The sequence below is a fragment of the Micromonospora sp. NPDC049114 genome (assembly GCF_040648635.1).
Classification (GTDB): domain Bacteria; phylum Actinomycetota; class Actinomycetes; order Mycobacteriales; family Micromonosporaceae; genus Micromonospora.
This window is the reverse complement of record NZ_JBEZEA010000023.1, coordinates 25,096-42,186: the sequence shown is the minus strand read 5'-3', so window position 1 is coordinate 42,186 and position 17,091 is coordinate 25,096. Positions and strand designations below refer to the sequence as shown.

General features: G+C 72.3%; 16 protein-coding genes. All 16 read right to left on the bottom strand.

The genetic code is table 11. The annotated features are described in order from the left end of the window. Positions 1–131: 131 nt before the first annotated feature. The 16 genes from AB0B39_RS32365 to AB0B39_RS32290 all read right to left on the bottom strand — a co-directional run bounded on the left by AB0B39_RS32365 (position 132) and on the right by AB0B39_RS32290 (position 17,028). The gene (locus tag AB0B39_RS32365; protein ID WP_357496343.1) at positions 132–1,199 is read right to left on the bottom strand and encodes a polyprenyl synthetase family protein; all 1,068 of its coding nucleotides are present in this window, start codon (positions 1,197–1,199) and stop codon (positions 132–134) included. Continuing rightward, entirely contained in the window at positions 1,196–2,611 is a 1,416-nt protein-coding gene (locus tag AB0B39_RS32360) for a nucleotide pyrophosphatase/phosphodiesterase family protein (protein WP_234584382.1), read from the bottom strand. The genes AB0B39_RS32365 and AB0B39_RS32360 overlap by 4 nt, the downstream gene beginning before the upstream one ends. Continuing rightward, the gene (eboE, locus tag AB0B39_RS32355; RefSeq protein ID WP_357576179.1) at positions 2,608–3,807 is read right to left on the bottom strand and encodes a metabolite traffic protein EboE; all 1,200 of its coding nucleotides are present in this window, start codon (positions 3,805–3,807) and stop codon (positions 2,608–2,610) included. Before eboE ends, AB0B39_RS32360 begins: the two co-directional genes overlap by 4 nt. Continuing rightward, complete coding sequence (locus AB0B39_RS32350; protein ID WP_234584380.1) at positions 3,807–4,661, bottom strand: TatD family hydrolase; 855 nt, start codon at positions 4,659–4,661, stop codon at positions 3,807–3,809. The genes eboE and AB0B39_RS32350 overlap by 1 nt, the downstream gene beginning before the upstream one ends. Further along, positions 4,662–5,270, bottom strand: a complete 609-nt coding sequence (locus tag AB0B39_RS32345) for an EboA domain-containing protein (protein ID WP_357496337.1) — start codon at positions 5,268–5,270, stop codon at positions 4,662–4,664. It lies immediately after the preceding gene. A 73-nt stretch (positions 5,271–5,343) separates the two neighbouring features. Continuing rightward, on the bottom strand, positions 5,344–6,423 hold the full coding sequence (locus AB0B39_RS32340; RefSeq protein WP_357576178.1) for a sugar phosphate isomerase/epimerase family protein: 1,080 nt from the start codon (positions 6,421–6,423) through the stop codon (positions 5,344–5,346). Further along, positions 6,420–7,412 carry an SCO3242 family prenyltransferase gene (locus AB0B39_RS32335; protein ID WP_357576177.1) on the bottom strand — a complete coding sequence of 331 codons (993 nt, stop codon included), beginning with the start codon at positions 7,410–7,412 and terminating at the stop codon, positions 6,420–6,422. The genes AB0B39_RS32340 and AB0B39_RS32335 overlap by 4 nt, the downstream gene beginning before the upstream one ends. Further along, positions 7,396–8,562: an inositol-3-phosphate synthase gene (locus AB0B39_RS32330; RefSeq protein WP_357576176.1), complete on the bottom strand. Its 1,167-nt coding sequence runs from the start codon at positions 8,560–8,562 to the stop codon at positions 7,396–7,398. Before AB0B39_RS32330 ends, AB0B39_RS32335 begins: the two co-directional genes overlap by 17 nt. Positions 8,563–9,182: 620 nt before the next feature. Beyond that, complete coding sequence (locus AB0B39_RS32325; protein ID WP_234588915.1) at positions 9,183–10,391, bottom strand: Gfo/Idh/MocA family oxidoreductase; 1,209 nt, start codon at positions 10,389–10,391, stop codon at positions 9,183–9,185. 20 nt (positions 10,392–10,411) lie between these two features. Further along, complete coding sequence (locus AB0B39_RS32320) at positions 10,412–11,464, bottom strand: substrate-binding domain-containing protein (RefSeq protein WP_357576175.1); 1,053 nt, start codon at positions 11,462–11,464, stop codon at positions 10,412–10,414. 119 nt (positions 11,465–11,583) lie between these two features. After that, on the bottom strand, positions 11,584–12,708 hold the full coding sequence (locus AB0B39_RS32315) for an ABC transporter permease (protein ID WP_234588911.1): 1,125 nt from the start codon (positions 12,706–12,708) through the stop codon (positions 11,584–11,586). Then, positions 12,705–14,342 carry a sugar ABC transporter ATP-binding protein gene (locus AB0B39_RS32310; protein WP_357576174.1) on the bottom strand — a complete coding sequence of 546 codons (1,638 nt, stop codon included), beginning with the start codon at positions 14,340–14,342 and terminating at the stop codon, positions 12,705–12,707. The genes AB0B39_RS32315 and AB0B39_RS32310 overlap by 4 nt, the downstream gene beginning before the upstream one ends. Further along, positions 14,339–15,517 (bottom strand): ROK family protein, encoded by a 1,179-nt coding sequence (locus AB0B39_RS32305; RefSeq protein WP_357496324.1) that lies wholly within the window; start codon positions 15,515–15,517, stop codon positions 14,339–14,341. Before AB0B39_RS32305 ends, AB0B39_RS32310 begins: the two co-directional genes overlap by 4 nt. 232 nt (positions 15,518–15,749) lie before the next feature. Continuing rightward, the gene (locus tag AB0B39_RS32300; RefSeq protein WP_234588906.1) at positions 15,750–16,022 is read right to left on the bottom strand and encodes a hypothetical protein; all 273 of its coding nucleotides are present in this window, start codon (positions 16,020–16,022) and stop codon (positions 15,750–15,752) included. Positions 16,023–16,051: 29 nt separating this feature from the next. After that, positions 16,052–16,405 (bottom strand): hypothetical protein, encoded by a 354-nt coding sequence (locus AB0B39_RS32295; RefSeq protein WP_357576173.1) that lies wholly within the window; start codon positions 16,403–16,405, stop codon positions 16,052–16,054. Positions 16,406–16,440: 35 nt separating this feature from the next. Continuing rightward, entirely contained in the window at positions 16,441–17,028 is a 588-nt protein-coding gene (locus AB0B39_RS32290; RefSeq protein WP_234588902.1) for a hypothetical protein, read from the bottom strand. Positions 17,029–17,091 lie beyond the last annotated feature (63 nt).

Below are 17,091 nucleotides of genomic sequence, written 5' to 3'. Positions count from 1 at the left end.
TGCCGAAGAGCCGACGGACTTGTTGCTGGACCATGTGGTCCTGTTCCTCAGACGCCGCTGCCGGCGCCGGAGGGGTCAGGCCGTCGCCCGCTTGGCGCACGCACCGAGGGGCGGCACGCGACGCCGACACGTCAGGACTGCCGACCGGTCACCTGACTGGCCAACCCCACCAACGCCGCCCGTACCGAATCCGGGAGCGGGACCGCCGCCAGCGCTCCCGTCGCGGCTTCCTTACGAATCCTGATCATCTGCTCGATCCGGTCCCGCGCGCCGGTGGCCTCGATGATCTCGCGCAGCTCGACCGCGCCGTCCGCGTCCAACTTCGGATTGCCGAACAGCTCGCGCAGCCGGACGGTCTGCGACCGGTCGGCGGCGCTGCGGGCCAGCGCCATCATCACCGTGGGCTTACCCTCGCGCAGGTCGTCCAGGACCGACTTGCCGGTGACCGCCGGATCACCGAAGACGCCCAACACGTCGTCGCGGAGCTGGAACGCGTCGCCCAACGGATCACCGAACTCGCCGAGAGCCGCGATCAGCTCCGGCCCCGCCCCGGCCAGCGCCGCGCCGATCTGCAACGGCCGGGTGACCGTGTACCGGGCCGCCTTCATCCGGATCACGGTGAGCGCGCTGGCCACCGAACCGTCACCCACCCCGGAGACCAGGTCGAGGTACTCCCCCGCGATCACCTCGGTACGCATCAGCGCGAACACGGCGTAGCCCCGGTGCACCTGCTCGGTGGCCAGCCCGCACTCGTGGAACATCTGATCCGACCAGGCCGCGCAGAGGTCCCCGCAGAGCAGGGCGGTGTTGCGCCCGTACGCCTCGGGGTCGCCACGCCACGACGAGCGGGCGTGCAGGTCGGCGAAGAGGCGGTGCACCGACGGTTCGCCCCGGCGGCGGTCGCTGCCGTCCAGGATGTCGTCGTGGATGAGCGCGAACGCGTGGAACAGCTCCAGCGCCGCCGCGGCCACCACGATCGGGCGGCCGTCGGCGGCCCCGGCAGCGCGCCAGCCCCAGTAGCAGAACAGCGGACGCAGCCGCTTCCCGCCGGCCAGCACGAACCGTTGCAGCGCGGTGAACACCCCGCGCGGCGCTCCGTCGGGCCAGTCGGGGCCCTGCCGTTCGAGGAAGGCGGCCAGCTCCGCGTCGAAGCGCGCCCGCAGCCTGCTCGCGTCCGCCGGAGCGACGGTGGCCGTCACGATCCCACCCCGGACCGGCCACCGTCACCGTTGGCCAACCCGGCCAACTCCAGCAGCAGCGCCTTCACCTCGGTGGCCGCCACCCGGTCCCGGGCAGCGGACCTGTCGGAACAGAGCAGCACCGGGGCGTCCGCCGGGTCGCTGGGCAGCCGCCCGTGCGAGCCGCGCACCGCCCGGGCGCCGGCGTCCAGGCCGACGGCGCTCATCAGGTAGCGCATGCCGAGCTTCTTGCGGGCCAGCGCCACCCCGGCCCGAGCCTTCGCGGCGCCGGGGTTGGCCGGGTCGAAGAACAGCTCGGCGGGGTCGTACCCCGGCTTGCGGTGGATCTCGACCAGCCGGGCGAAGTCCGGCGCGCGGGCGTCGTCGAGCCAGTAGTAGTAGGTGAACCAGGAGTCCGGCTCGGCCACCAGCACCAGCTCGCCGGCGCGCGGGTGGTCCAGCCCGTACGCGGCCTTGCCGTCGGCGTCCAGCACCTCGGCCACCCCGGGCAGCCCGGCGCAGAGCTTCGCCACCGCCGGCACGTCGGCCGGATCCTTGACGTAGACGTGCGCGACCTGGTGGTCGGCGACCGCGAACGCCTTCGACGTCCACGGGTCGAGGTACTCCATGCCGGCCTGGGTGTGCACCCGCAGCAGCCCTTCGGCACGCAGCAGCCGGTTGACGTCCACCGGCCGGGACACGTCGGTGATGCCGTACTCCGAGAGCACCACCACTGTCGCGTCGCGGGCCCGCGCGGCGTCCAGCAGCGGGCCGAGCACCGCGTCCAACTCGGCCGCGGCGGCGGCGGCCTGGGCCGACGAGGGGCCGAAGCGTTGCAGGTCGTAGTCCAGGTGGGGGACGTAGACCAGGGTCAGGTCGGGTGACACGTCGGCCAGGATCTGCTCGGCCGCCTGGCAGATCCACTTCGACGACGGCAGCCCGGCGGTCGGCCCCCAGTAGGTGAACAGCGGGAAGGTGCCCAGCCGCCCGGTGAGCGCGTCGTGCAGCTCCGGCGGGTCGGTGTAGCAGTCCGGCTCCTTGCGGCCGTCGGCGTAGTACACCGGTCGCGGCGTGACGGTCCAGTCGACGTCCGCGCCCATGGCGTACCACCAGCAGACGTTGGCCACCGTGTAGCCCGGTTCGGCCCGCCGCGCCGCCTGCCAGAGCTTGTCCCCGCCGACCAGCGCGTTGTGCTGGCGCCACAGGAACACCTCGCCCAGCTCCCGGAAGTACCAGCCGTTGCCGACGATCCCGTGCCCGCTGGGCTGTTCGCCGGTGAGGAAGGTGGACTGCACCGAGCAGGTCACCGCCGGCAGCACGGTGCCCAGTTCGGCCCGGAAGCCGCCGTCGGCGACACCGCGCAGCCGAGGCATGTGCGCCAGCAGGCGGGGGGTCAGCCCCACCACGTCGAGTACCACAAGTCGTCGGCTCATCGCGTCTCTCCCGCGCTCACTGTGCGTTCCGGGGTCAGCCCGAGGCCGACCAGTTCGTCTCGGGCGAAGGCCAGCTCGGCGGCGATGCCGGCGGCCAGCTCCGCGTCGGTGCCCGGCCGCCGCGCGGCCGGTAGAACCCCCCAGGTGTACGTCTCGACGTCGAGGTGGTCGCACCCGGCGGTCGGCCCGCTGTAGAGCGCTCTCAGCGCGGCGCGCAGGACGGGCAGGGTCGAGCCGAGCGGTTCCTCCGGTGGGGCGTGCAGCGGCACGTGGTAGTGCACCCGCCACGGGCCGGGCAGCGCCCGGTCCAACGCCTCGTCCAGGTCGTCGGCCGCGTACGCCGCGTCGGCCGGGTCGGCCAGACCGGCGCAACCGGCGCTCCGGGTCTGGTGCAGGAAGCGCGGCTCCACCCAGCGGCGCAGCGCGTCCGCGCCGCCGGCCGGGTCGGCCGCCTCGACGGCGGCGGAGACCTGCACCTTCACCACCGGCAGCCCCGCCGTCCGCAGTCGTTCCAACGCCTCGGCCGGCTCCTCCCAGGCGCACGCCAGGTGGGCCAGGTCGACGCAGACACCCAGCCGGTCGGTGTCGATGCCGTCCAACAGCGCGGCCGCCTGCCCGGTGCTCTCCACCACGCAGCCGGGCTCCGGTTCGAAGGCGACCCGCACCTCGCGGCCGGTGTCGCGCTGCACGGCGGCCAGACCGGCGGCGAGCTGGTCCAGCCGACGGCGGGCGGCGTCGGCCCGCCCGGTGTCCCAGGGCCGCCGCCAGGCCAGCGGCAGGGTGGAGATCGAGCCCCGGGCCGCGTCGTCGGGCAGCAGGTCGGCGAGCACCCGGGCCAGATCCAGCGTGTACGCCAGCCGCTGCTCGGTGGTCCAGTCCGGGTGGTACACGTCCTGCTTGACCACCGGCGCCTGGAAGGCCGCGTACGGGAAGCCGTTGAGGGTGACCACCTCCAGACCGCGCGCGTCCAGCTCGGCGCGCAGCCGCAGGCGCAGCGCCGGGTCGGCGGCCAGCTCGGCGGCGACCGGGGCGGCCAGCCACAGGCCCAGGCCGAGCAGGTCGCTGCCGAGCGCCTCCCGCACCGGCACGGCGTACGTGTCCAGTTGACCGAGGATGCCGGCGAGGTCCTCGGCGGGGTGCACGTTGGTGCAGTAGCCGAGATGGACGGTGTCGCCGCCGGAATGTCGCAGCCGCATCAGCTGCCGCCGCGCAGGATCGAGTTGCCGGTCTGCGGGTCCACGGCGGTGACGTCGAGGTCGCTCAGGTCGAGCCGACCGGACTGGCCGTAGAACTCCACGGGGTTGCGCCACAGCACCCGGTCGACGTCGTCGTCGCTGAACCCGGCGAGCAGCATCGCCTCGCCGGTTGCCCGGGTCAACAGCGGATCGGAGCGACCCCAGTCGGCTGCCGAGTTGACCAGCATCCGTTCCGTGCCGTACTCGCGCAGCAACTCGACCATCCGCTGCGGCGTCATCTTCGTGTCCGGGTAGATGGAGAAACCCAGCCAGCAGCCGCTGTCCCGCACGAGCTTGACGGTCACCTCGTTGAGGTGGTCGACGACCACGCGACCGGCGTCGATGCCGGATTCGGCGACCACGGCGAGGGTGCGCTCGCAGCCGCGCGCCTTGTCCCGGTGCGGGGTGTGCACCAGCGCCGGCAGGTCGTACGCCACGGCCAGGGCGAGCTGCGCGGCGAACGCCTCGTCCTCCTCCGGGGTCATCGAGTCGTACCCGATCTCGCCGACCGCCACGACCGCGTCCTTGTCCAGGTAGCGGGGCAGCAGGTCGAGCACCGGGCGGCAGCGCGGGTCGTTGGCCTCCTTGGGGTTGAGCGCGATGGTGGCGTGGTGCCGCACCCCGAACTGCCCGGCCCGGAACGGCTCCCAGCCGATGAGCGAGTCGAAGTAGTCGACGAACGAGGCGGCGCTGGTGCGCGGCTGGCCCAGCCAGAACGCCGGTTCCACCACCGCGCGGACCCCGGCGGCGGCCATCCGTTCGTAGTCGTCGGTGGTGCGTGAGGTCATGTGGATGTGGGGGTCGAAGATGCGCATTCACGCCTCCCGGGGCAGTGCGGCGGTGAGCCGGTCGAGCAGGTCGGTGGCGTCGGCGGGCATCTCCCGGCCGGCGGCGTGCCGCTCGGCGGTGAGCGCGGCCAGCATCGCGGCCAGCTCCCCGTCGGCGCGGGTCTCCAGGTCGGCGACCACTGCCAACGGCACGCCGCTGAACACGCACTTGAGCACCGCCTGCCGCCAGGCGGCCTCATCGAGGTGCCGGGCGTACGGGCCGAGGGCGGCGGCGACCAGCCGGGTGTCGTTGGTCCGGATCGCGTCGTGCAGCAGCGGCACCCCGGCGGCGCCGATCGGCAGCAGTGGCAGGGCCCGCAGCACGGCCCGCCGCTCGGCCGCGTCACCGTGCTGGTAGAGGTTCTCGGCGTACGAGGCGTGCTCGCCGGGCAGGGCGGTGAGCAGCAGCACCCGGGCCGCGTCGTCGGCGGTCCAGCCGGGGGCGTCGGGCAACGCGGCCCGACCGCACCGCCGACCGACGGCGGGAAAGAGCCGGGCGATCGCGGTGGGCTCGGCCGCGACCTGCCGCAGCGCCTCGTCCAGCCAGTCGGGATCGGGTACGCCCCGCAGCGCGGCCCGTAGTGAATCCGGTGTCATCCCGTCTCCTCCCCTTGTGCTGCTGGTCCCCTCGTGTGGCTGACGGGCACCCTGGCACACCCTTTGCTCTGCTTCACTCCACGCGACGGTCGGTGTCCGGATATCGGACGCCCGCTGTCGCCTCCGTTGAAGCAGAGCAAAGGGCGTCGGCGGGTGCCTCGTCCTCGACGCGCCGCGCGCCGGTCTTTGCCGCGGCGGTGGCGGCGGCGCGCAGGAACTCGATCGAGCGGGCGGCGACCGCCGGTGCGGCGTGCGAGTCGCGGGGCAACTCGACGGCGACCAGCCCGCGGTAGCCGGCCTCGGCCAGGGCCGCCAGCACCGGCGGGAAGTCGATCTCACCGGTGCCGAACTCCAGGTGCTCGTGCACACCCCGGCGCATGTCGTCGATCTGCACGTTGACCAGGTGGTCGGCCACCTCGGCGACGCACCGCGGCACCGGCCACGGCTCCAGGCACCGGCAGTGGCCGATGTCGAGGGTGATGCCGAAGCGGGCCGGCGCGTCGAGCGCCGCGTGCAGTCGACGCCAGTCGGTGATGCTCTCGACCAGCATGCCCGGCTCCGGCTCGAAGCCGAGGGTGACGCCCGCGCTGTCGGCGGCGTCGACCACGCTGGCGCAGCCGGCGACCAGCCGGTCCCAGGCGCACTGCTGTGACACCGTCTCGGGCCGCACACCGGCCCAGAACGAGACCGCCTCGGCTCCCAGGTCGGCGCCGATCCGCACCGCCCGGCGCAGGAACTCGATCCGCCGGGTGGGGTCGTCGTGCAGCAGCGTCGGTGCGTGCTTGTGCCACGGGTCGAGCAGATAGCGGGCACCGGTCTCGATCACCACCCCCAGACCCAGCGCGTCCAGCCGCCGGGCGACCGCCGCGATCCGGCGGGTGAGCCCGGGTGCGAACGGGTCCAGGTGGTCGTGGTCCAGCGTGAGCGCCACGCCGTCGTAGCCGAGGTCGGCGAGGACGGCGAGCGCGTCGTCGAGCCGGTGGTTGGCGAAGCCGTTCGTGCCGTACCCGAGGCGCAGCGCCGTCGCGTCGGCGCTCGACGGCTCGACAGTCCAGTTGCCGGACTGCGCGGTTCCGGGCTGCGCGGTTCCGGGCTGCGCGGTCTCGGGCTGCGCGGTTCCGGGCTGCGCGGGTCGGGGCCGGGGCACGGTCATGTCGGGGAGACCTTCCGGGCCAGCCGACGGCCCAGCGGCGCCGCCGCCGCGACGGCCAGCCCGAGCAGACTGGCGCCGCCACGTGCGGTAAGCGCCCCCTGCAGGGCGGGCAGGCCGGTGATCCCCGCGCCGACGGCCGCGCGGACCTTCCCGGCCGAGGGATCCCGGACGACCTGGGCCTGGGCGGCGCCGTAGCGGGCGGCGTACCACCCGGCCAGCAGCGCGGGCAGTGCGGCGGCGACTCCCGCCGCCCGGGCCCGGCCCGCGCTCACCTCGGCCCGCCCGTCGGCGCTGGCAGCACTGGCAGCCCCGCCAGCGCTGGCAGCTTCGGTGCCGGGGACGGCAGCGCGACGGGCGCCGGGGACGGCAGCGCGACGGGCGCCGGGGACGGCGACGGCGGCGCTGGCGGCGACCAGGGCGGTGCCGGCCAGTGTGCGCATCGGCAGGGCCGCGTCCGCGCCGGTGACCTCGCGCCGGGACAGGGTGGTGACCGTCCAGGTGTGGGCCGCCACGGTCGCCGCCGAGGGAAGCGCCCGCCACAGGTGGCCGCCGGAGGCGCCCAGCAGCACGTCCAGCCCTCGGCAGGCGGCCATCACGGCGGGGCCGGCGGCGGTGTTCTTGGCCAGCAGGTCGTACCCCCAGATGCTGGCGGCCAGCGGCACCGCGAGCGCGGCCGCGCGGCGACCGCCCACGGCGGCGGCCAGGCCCACGCCGGCGGCGGTGAGGCCGGCCGCGAGGCCCAGCGCGGCGGCCGGGGTGACCCGGCCGCTGGGGATCGGTCGCTCGGGGCGTTCGACGGCGTCCAGCTCCCGGTCGGCCCAGTCGTTGGCGGCCATGCCGGCCCAGTAGAGCAGCACCGACGCGCCGGCGAGGGCGGGGGTACGCGGGCCCAACGCGCCGGCGGCCGCCGCGCCGGCAACCACGTCACCGGGGACCGAGAGCGCTGCCGGTGCCCGGACCAGCTCGGCCACGTCAGCCAGCGTGGTCATGGCCACCGTCCAGGCCGGCGTGCAACCGCTGGGTGAAGTCGGTCAGCCGGGCCCACTGCTCGGCCAGCGAGTGGGTGGGCGCACCGAGCGGGTCCTTGAAGAAGAAACCCAGGTCGGCCAGCGGCCCCACCTGCCCGGCGGCGTGCGCGGCGGCGGTGAGCCGCGCCAGGTCGAGCACCAGCGGCGCGGCCAGCGCGGAGTCGCAGCCGTGCCAGGTGAACTCCATCCGCATCCCGGTGCCGAGGAAGCCGGCGAACGTGATCAGATCCCAGGCGGTCTTGAAGTCGCCCAGCTCCTCGACGTACTCGATGCGGGTGTTGCCCTGCGGGACGTAGCCCAGCGTCTCGCCGAGCACGCGTTGCTTGCTCTGCACCTTGGCCGCGTTGGCGGCCGGGTCGGCGAGGGTGGCGCCGTCGCCGCCGCCGAGCAGGTTCATCCCGGACCAGGAGCGCACCGCGAGGTTGCGCATCGCGAACATCGGCGCGAGGACCGACTTGACCAGGGTCTCACCGGTCTTGCCGTCGTGCCCGGCGTACGGCAGGCGCAGCTCTTCGGCCAACGCGGCCAGCGCCGGCAACCGCAGCCCGGTGGACGGGGTGAAGTCGACGTACGGGCAGTCGGCCAGCAGCGCCGCGTACGCGTACAGGGAGCTGGGCGGCAGCACCTCGTCCGGTCCGGCGAGCGCGGCGCGCAGCGCGACCGGGTCGGCGTGCCCGGGGTGCGGTCGAGGCGCTGGTTCGGTGGCGGAGACGTTGACCACGACCACGCGGTCCAGACGGTTGCGCTCCCGGAAGGATGTGAGGTCACCCACGGTGGTCGCGACCCGGTCGGCCTGGGTGCCGCCGAGCGGGGCCGGACGCAGTTCCTGCTCGACGGCGGCCAGCTCGTCGGGGAGCGCGGCGACCAGCCGACCGGGTATCACACCGGTGTCGGCGAGGGCCTCGGCGCGCTTGCTCAACGGGGTGGAGGCCACGTCGTGGCCTCCGAAGACCAGGTCCGCGAAGGACGGGAGGGCGGGACCGCGCAGATCCGGCAACTCGGTGACGCAGCCGGTCGGCCCGGCCAGGCCGGCCCGCAGCGCGAGCCCTCCGACGATGCTGGTGGTCGCGACCGAACCGCGTGCTCCTACCAGCCAGACACCCGTTCGCATGGTGCTCCTTCCCATCCAGGAGGAACCGTCGGTTCGATTTAAATATAGGAATATCAGAATATTTTTCGAAAAGCTACGGCCTTGAGCGGATGGGCCCCGCCCGCCCGACCCGTACCGGAACGACACCGGATCCGGCGTCGGCGTCGGCGGCGACGACGACGGACCGGTTACCGGTACGGGTGCGGGCAGACGGGGCTGGCAGGCAGGGTCGGTCGGCGTCTCGACCCTGCCTCCCCCGCATCCGACTGGGGCGTTGGCGTGCCCCGACCGGACGTCTCAGGTTGCCGTGCCCACCGGATCGTCGACCGAGGTGCGGTCCGTCGCAGGGCGGCGTACCGAGGCGGGACGGGTGGGGGCAGCGGCGGGCGGTGTCATCGGGTCCTCCGGATCGCCGGGGATGGTGGCGGTCCTCCGGTGCGGCCGGGGAATCCCGGTCCGGTCGCACCGGACGACCGTCCTGCTCGTGCGCCACCGGGCCACACGGCCCGGCTGCACACTCTCCGGAGCCGACCTCGTCCCGACCGCGGGGCGCAAACCGCTGTCGGTCCCTCGCCGGTCGGCTCCGGAAAGCCGGTCGGGCGACGGCGGCGCGAGCACCGCCGTCGCGGATGGTCAGGGGGTCAGACGGCCACCGCGGTCAGCGCCGGTTCCACGTCGGTCCAGGAGGAACCGACGTCCGCCGAACGGGTCACCGCGTCCAGCACGAGCTGAACCTGCAACGCGTCGGCGAAGGAGGGCGCCGGGTCGGTGCCGGTGGCGATCGCCTCGATGAGATCGCGCATCTGGTGGGTGAAGGAGTGCTCGTAGCCGATGATGTGGCCGGGCGGCCACCACGCCGACATGTACGGGTGGTCGCCCTCGGTCACCAGGATCCGGCTGAAGCCCTGTTCCAGGGTAGGCCGGGTGGCGTCGTAGAACTCCAACTCGTTGAGACGCTCCAGGTCGAAGACCACGCTGCCCAGCGAGCCGTTGATCTCGACTCGGAGGGCGTTCTTGCGGCCCGTGGCGAAACGGCTCGCCTCGTACGTCGCCAGGGCGCCACCGTCGAGCCGGGCCACGAAGATCGCGGCGTCGTCGACGGTGACCGGCCCGGTGGGCGCCGAGCCGCCGTCCACGGTGGCCGCGAGACCGCTCGACTCGGCCGGCAACGGCCGCTCCTTGACGAACGTCTCGGTGACCGCGCTGACGCCGGTGATCCGCTGGCCGACGACGAACTGCGTCAGGTCGATGATGTGCGCACCGATGTCACCGAGCGCGCCGGAGCCCGCCCTGTCCTTCTGCAACCGCCAGACCAGCGGGAACTGCGGATCCACGATCCAGTCCTGCAGGTACGTCGCTCGGACGTGCCGGATCACCCCGAGTCGTCCGTCGGCGACCATCTGGCGCATCATCGTGACCGCGGGGACCCGGCGGTAGTTGAACCCGCACATCGAGCGCACCCCGGAGGCGCGGGCGGTGTCCGCCGCGGCGGTCATCGCCCGTGCCTCCGCCACTGTGTTGGCCAGCGGCTTCTCGCACAGGACGTGCTTGCCGGCGGCGAGTGCGGCGAGGGCAATCTCGGCGTGACTGTCGCCGGGTGTGCAGATGTCAACCACGTCGATCTCGTCGGAGTTGATCACGTCGCGCCAGTCCGTCGTGTACGCGTCCCAGCCGAGCCGGTCGGCGGCCTCGGCCACCTTCGGTGTGTCGCGGCCGCAGATCAGCGACATCCTGGCTCGTGCCGGCAGGTCGTAGACGCGGTTCACCGTGCGCCACGCCTGTGAGTGCGCGGCGCCCATGAACGCGTATCCGACCATGCCGATCCGCAGTTCTCTGTCTGTCGTGGACAAGGTGGGTCTCCCCCCGTGTATCAGAACCCGAGCTTGAGGTAGCTGCTCGCGTTCTCCTTCGTGATCGTCTCCGAGGCGAGCACGATCTCCTTGGGCACCTGGAGTTCCACCAGGTCGGACATGCCCTTGCCCTGGCCGATGAGGCGGGCGAGCGAGATGGCCGAGGAGGCCATCGACGGGCTGTAGGTGACGGTGGCCTTCAGCACGGTGTTGTCCGCCTGGATGTCCTCCATCGCCTTCTTCGAGCCGGCGCCGCCGACCATGAAGAACTCCTTGCGGCCGGACTGGTTGATCGCGGCCATCACGCCGACGCCCTGGTCGTCGTCGTGGTTCCAGATCGCGTCGATCTTCGGCAGGGCCTGGAACAGCCCGGTCGCGGCCTGCTGGCCGGAGTCGACGGTGAATTCGGCCGGCCGGCGGTTGGCCACCTTGAAGCCGCTCGCGGCGAGCGTGTCGTTGAAGCCCTTCGACCGCTCCTGGGTCAGCTCCAGCGCGTCGATGCCGGGGATCTCACCGATGATCGGGTTGCTGACGCCCTTGGCCTTGAGCTGCGCGATGATGTACGTCGCCGCGGCGACGCCCATGCCGTAGTTGTCGCCCTTGATCTGCAGGCGGTACGCCCGGGCGTCGGGGAAGGCCCGGTCCAGGTTGACCACCGGGATGCCGGCGGTCATGGCCTCCAGGCCGAACGCGTTGAGCTCCTTGCCGTCGTGCGGCAGCACCACGATGACGTCGGGCTTCTGCGACACCAGGGTGGACAGCGCCGCCCGCTGGGCCGCCGGGTCCGCACCCGCCGCGACGGGCTTGAGCTCCACGTCGGAGTACGCGCCGGCCTGCGCCTTGGCGTTGTTGGTGATGGCGGCGATCCAGCCGTGGTCGTCGGCGGGGGCGGAGAAGCCGATGACCACCTTCTTGCCGGGCTCGTTGTTGACGCCGGTCGCCGCCGCCTTGGTCTGCGCGGTGGTGGGCGACGACTCGTTGCTCGTGCAACCGGCCAGCAGTACGCCGGCGCCGACCGCGACCCCGCCGAAGAGCATTCGGCGGCGCGACAGGTCGGGACTGTGCTGGGTCATGACGACCTCCTGTGTTCGCAGGTGGTGGGATGAGTGGAGGGTGCGTGGTATCCGGTCACCGTCGATGCTCGGGTGACCCTGCGGTGGTGCGGCAAGGTGGTGCGGGTGCTGGTGGTTGGTCAGCTGCTGGTGAGCCTGTTGCGGCCCAGGAACTGGGTGATGCTGCGGAACTGCACCTGCTGGACCAGGACGGCCGCCACGATGATGCCGCCCTTGACCATGTTCTGGGCCTCGCTGGAGAGGCCGTTGATGGCGAAGAGGTTGGTGATGGTCGAGAAGATGATCACGCCGAGCAGGGAACCGATGATCGTGCCCCGCCCGCCGCTGAGCAGCGTGCCACCGATGATCGCGGCGGCGATCGCGTCCAGCTCGTAGAGGTTTGCCGTCGCCGCCTGGGCCGAGTTGGCCTGCGCGGTGAGCATGATGGCGGCGATGCCGCAGCAGAGGCCGGACAGCGCGTACAGCAGCAGGGTGTGCCGCCGGACGTTGATGCCGGCCAGCCGGGCCGCCTCGGGGTTGCCTCCGACGGCGACCGTGCGCCGGCCGAAGGTGGTGCGGTTGAGCAGCACCCAACCGGCCGCGACCACCGCGGCGAGGATGTAGACCAGCAGCGGGATGCCGAGCACCTTCTCGCTGGCGATGTTGTTGATGAAGGTGTTGTTGGACAGCTGGGTCTGCTTGTTGGAGATCTCCGCCGCCAGACCGCGGGCGGCCACCAGCATCGCCAGGGTGGCGATGAAGGGCACCAGCCGGCCGTACGAGATGAGGATTCCGTTGACCACGCCTACCGACAGCCCGACGACCAGGGCGGTGAAGATCATGCCGCCGGCGCCGTAGCTCTGCGTGGCGACAGTGGTGGCCCAGACCGCGGAGAGCGCGACTATCGCGCCGACCGACAGGTCGATACCGCCGCCGATGATGACGAAGGTCATCCCGACGGTGACCACGCCGACCACCGAGGCCAGCTTGAGGATGGTGAGGGTGTTGTCCCACACCCAGTCCGGGTTGGAGTAGAGGTCCCACCGGCTCACGGCGCCGATGATGACCAGGACCACCAGCACCCCGATGAGGCCGAGGTTACGGCGGGCACCTTCGCCGCTGTCACCCCGCCACCACGAGAGCCGGTTGCTGGTCGTCGCCGCCTCGCTGGCCACCGCCGTCTCGGCGGGATCCACCGGCGGCGACTGCGCCGGCAGCTGCGGGCGCTCCGGGGTCGCGGTGGGGGTGGGAGTCGCGTCGCTCATGCCGGTGCGCCTTCCATCAGGGACCCCGCCATCACGAGGTCGAGCACAGTGTTCTCGTCGAGTTCGCCGGCCAGGGCCTCGCGGACCACCCGGCCCTCCCGCATCACCAGGACCCGGTCGGCCAGACCGAGCACCTCGGGCACCTCGCTGGAGACCAGCAGGACCCCGACGCCCTGGGCGGCCAGACCCCGGATCACCTGGTACAGCTCAGCGCGGGCACCGATGTCCACGCCTCGGGTCGGCTCGTCCAGGAGCAGCAGTTTGGTGTCGCCGAGCAGCCACCGCCCCACCACCACCTTCTGCTGGTTGCCGCCGGAGAGGGTGCGCACCGGGCGGCGGACGTCGCGGGGGCGCAGTTCGAGATCGTTGGCGATCCGGTTCGCCTCGGCCTGCTCGGCCGCCACGTTGGTGAAACCGAACCGGGCGTACCGGCTGAACGTGGAGAGGGTGACGTTGCGGTAGATCGGCTCACCGAGCAGCAGCGCCTGACTCTTGCGCTCCTCGGGCGCCATGCCCATGCCGGCCCGGACCGCCGCGCCGACACCCGCGCGCAACGCCCGGCCGGACATCCGGACCGTGCCCGCGTCGGCTCGGCGGGCGCCGTAGATGGTCTCGAGCAGCTCGGAGCGGCCCGAGCCGACCAGCCCGGCGATGCCGACGATCTCACCGGCCCGGACATCGAGCGACACGTCGGCGAACTCGCCGGCCCGGGTCAGCCCCTCGACCTGGAGCAGCTCCGCGCCGGCCGGACCGGCCGCCGGGCGCTCCGGGAAGACGTACTCGATGCTGCGGCCGGTCATCCGGCTGACCAGGTCGCGGGTCGGGGTGTCGCGCGCCGGCAGGTTCGCCGCGGTGGTCCGGCCGTCCTTGAGTACGGTGACCCGGTCGCCGATCTCGCGGATCTCCTCCAGGCGGTGGGAGATGTAGATGACGGCGATGCCCTGGGCGGTCAACTCCCGGATGATCCGGAACAGGTTGCCCACCTCGTCGTGCGCCAGCACCGCGCTCGGCTCGTCCATGATGATCAGTCGCGCCTCGTGCGACAGCGCCCGGGCCATGCTGACGATCTGCTTGCCGGCCGCCGGCAGCGCGCGGACCATCCGCTTGGGGTGGATCTCGCCGTGCCCGAGCCGGCCGAGGATCTGGCGGGTTCGTCGGACCATTTGCCCGCGACGGACGAAGCCCAGCCGGCGCGGCTCGTGGCCCAGGAACGCGTTCTCCCCCACCGACAGGTCCTCGACGAGGTCGAGCTCCTGGTAGATGGTGGCGATGCCGGCGCGCATGGCAGCCTGCGGGTTGGCGAAGCTGGTGGGCTCGCCCCGCCACTCGATGAGACCGGAATCCGGTTGGTGCACCCCGGCCAGCACCTTGATCAGGGTGGACTTGCCGGCGCCGTTCTGCCCGAGCAGGCAGTGCACCTCGCCGGCACGCACCTCCAGCTGCACCCCGTCGAGGGCGCGTACGCCGGGGAAGGTCTTGACCACGTCGGTGAGGCGCAGGACCACCTCGCCGGCGACGGTGTCCGCGGGGGCCTCGACCAGCGACGCCCCGGCGACGGCGGCGTTCTCCTCGGGCTGGGCCACAGTCTCCTCCTCGCTCACGGTGGGTTTCGCGCCTGACGACCGCAGGTTCATGAGGCCTCGCCGAAGGCGACGTCGCTGGCGAGCACGGCCGCGCCGGCGACGCCGGCCCGACCACCCAGCTCGGACAGCACGACGGGCAGGTTGCCGGTGGCCAGCGGCAGTGACCGGCGGTAGACCACGCTGCGGATCTCGGCGAGCAGGATGTGCCCGAGCTGGGCCAGCCCACCACCGATCACGATCATCGACGGGTTGGTGAAGCTCACCAGGCCGGCGAGGACCCCGCCGACCCGCCGCCCGCCGTCGCGGATCAGCTGGATACAGGTCACGTCGCCCTCGACCGCGCCCTCGGCGACGTCCAGAGCGGTCACCACGCCCCGCAGGCTCATCCGCTCGGCCAGTGCCGGCGACGCCCCGCTGCGGGCGGCGGCGGTCGCGTCCTTGGCCAGCGCGGCGCCACTGAACAACGCCTCCAGACATCCGACGTTTCCGCACGAGCACATCGGCCCGTGCGCGTCGACCTGGATGTGGCCGATGTCCCCGGCGCAGCCGTCGGTGCCGCGGTAGACGTCGCCGGTCAGGTAGATGCCGCAGCCGATGCCGGTGCCGATCTTCACGAAGAGGAAGTCGTCCACCGAGTGGGCGACCCCGCCGTGCCGCTCGCCGATCGCCATGATGTTGACGTCGTTGTCGACCACCGCCGGGCAGCCGTGCTCCCGGCTGAGCAGTTCGCGGACCGGAAACCGGTCCCAGCCCGGCATGATCGGCGGCGAGACCGGGACGCCGTCGCGGAAGCTGACCGGGCCGGGAACACCGATGCCCACCGCGTCCAACCGCTCGTACGCGCCGTCGACCCGGGCCTTGTGCAGCAGCTCGTTGACCCGTTGCAGGGTCACTTTCGGTCCATTGCGGATGTCGGCCGGCTCGGCGTAGTGGGCCACCGGTTCGAGACGGCCGTTGACCACCTCGACGTCCATCGAGCTGGCGCCCAGGTCGACTGCCGCGAAGCGCAGTTTCGGGTTCAGCTCGACCAGGGTGGAGCGACGCCCGCCGCGGGAGGCGGCGAGCCCGGCCTCGGCGACGTAACCCAGTGCGACCAGCCGGTCCAACTCGGCCAACAGTCGCGGGCGGGGCATCTGGAGGCGGTCACCCAGCTCGGCCCGGGACACGGCCCCCTCGTCGCGGAGCAACCGCAACAACCGGACGTGCAGGGGCTCAACGGTCCGCACCGGGGAGTTCACCTCTTCATCGAACTCGTTCACATCGACGCAACGCCGAGGTGTTGTGTCCGACACAGTAGGAGCGTTCCGCACCGCCTGTCCAGAGCTTCAACCGTTCCGGTGGCAACTTTTGTCCGTAAGAGCAAAAGCTAATAGTGGATCAAGAAAAGGGCCTGCGGAAACGAACCGGGGGCGGGAGCGCCTCGCGCTCCCGCCCCCGGGCGGTGTCGGACGATCGGACCTACATGCGCCGTAGGTCGGCCGTCGCATCCAGGGCACGGATCTGTACGGCGTTGCCGCTGTCGTACACCTCCACCGGCTCGGTCGTGAACTGACCGTGCTCCCCCGCGCTCAACCGCACCGCGGGATCCACCACGATCTGCTTCGGCGCGACGTGCATGGCGTACACCCCGTCGATCTGACCGTCGGTGATGCTGGTGCCGACCATGACGGCGGTACGACCGCGGGCGTCCTTGGTGATCGCCACCAGGCCGCGGTCCGTGGGAATGGGCATGACTACCTCCTTCTGACTTCCGTTCGTGATCAGTCGTCCCGCACGCAGTCGTGCAGGGGTGAGTGCGCGGCGACCGGCGAGCCGAACATGATCTGCCGCCAGTCGCCGGTGAAGGTGAAGAAGCCGGCAGTGGTCCGCACGCCGAGGCGGCCCGGGATGCGCGACCCGGAGACGTGCTCCGGCACCGACCCCATCCCGTACACGCTCTCCAGGGACGGCCACACGGAGATGCTCAGCAGCGTCCGGGTGCCCCAGTCGACGATCAACCGGCTGCCGACCAGCTCGGGCAGCCGTCGCCGGACCGCCCGCTTGATCCGCAGGTGCAGCACCACCAACCGCAGCAGGACGAGCCGCGACGGGCACTCGAACCGCGTGATGACCACCTGCCCACCGGCCGGATCTGGCCGGAAGACCGGGGTCACCCCCAGCTCAGCAGCGATGCCTGAGCCACGGCCGCGACCAGCAGCGTCGCGCCGGACCACCGGCGGATGATCCTCTGCCAGTCCTGCCATCTCCGTCCCTTCTCCTCGTCGATCGGCGTCGTCGTCGGCTTACGGATGCTCAGCGCCACCATCGACAGCACCGCCAGGACTGCCACCACGACCAACGTCGTCGGCAGCGCCGCCGGACTCAGCAGCACCAGCGCGGCCAGGGCCACCCACAGGAACGAGGTGGTCTTCTGGGTGGTGAACAGCAGGGCCAGGTCGAAGCCCCACACCACTCCCAGCGAACCGGGAGGCAGCGTCCGGGCCAGCGACTGCGGCACCTGCCGCCACACGTGCGGAGTGCGTTGCCGCAGATCCGCCACACCGAAGCCCAGCGCCACCACGATCACCAGTCCGACCCGCACCGCTTCCGGCAGCACCGCGGTGATCCCGCTGGCGAGCAGGTAGAACGGGACCGCCAGAACCGCCGCGCCGAAGATCCCACCGACCAGCAGGCCGAGCAGGAACCGACTCCCGCCCCACCGGTCGTCCCGCAACATCGGGCCGGCGACCCCGGCCATGGAGACGCCTCAAGGGCTGTAGCCCTGCAGGATCGCCCCCAGCAGGGCGACGCCGATCCAGAC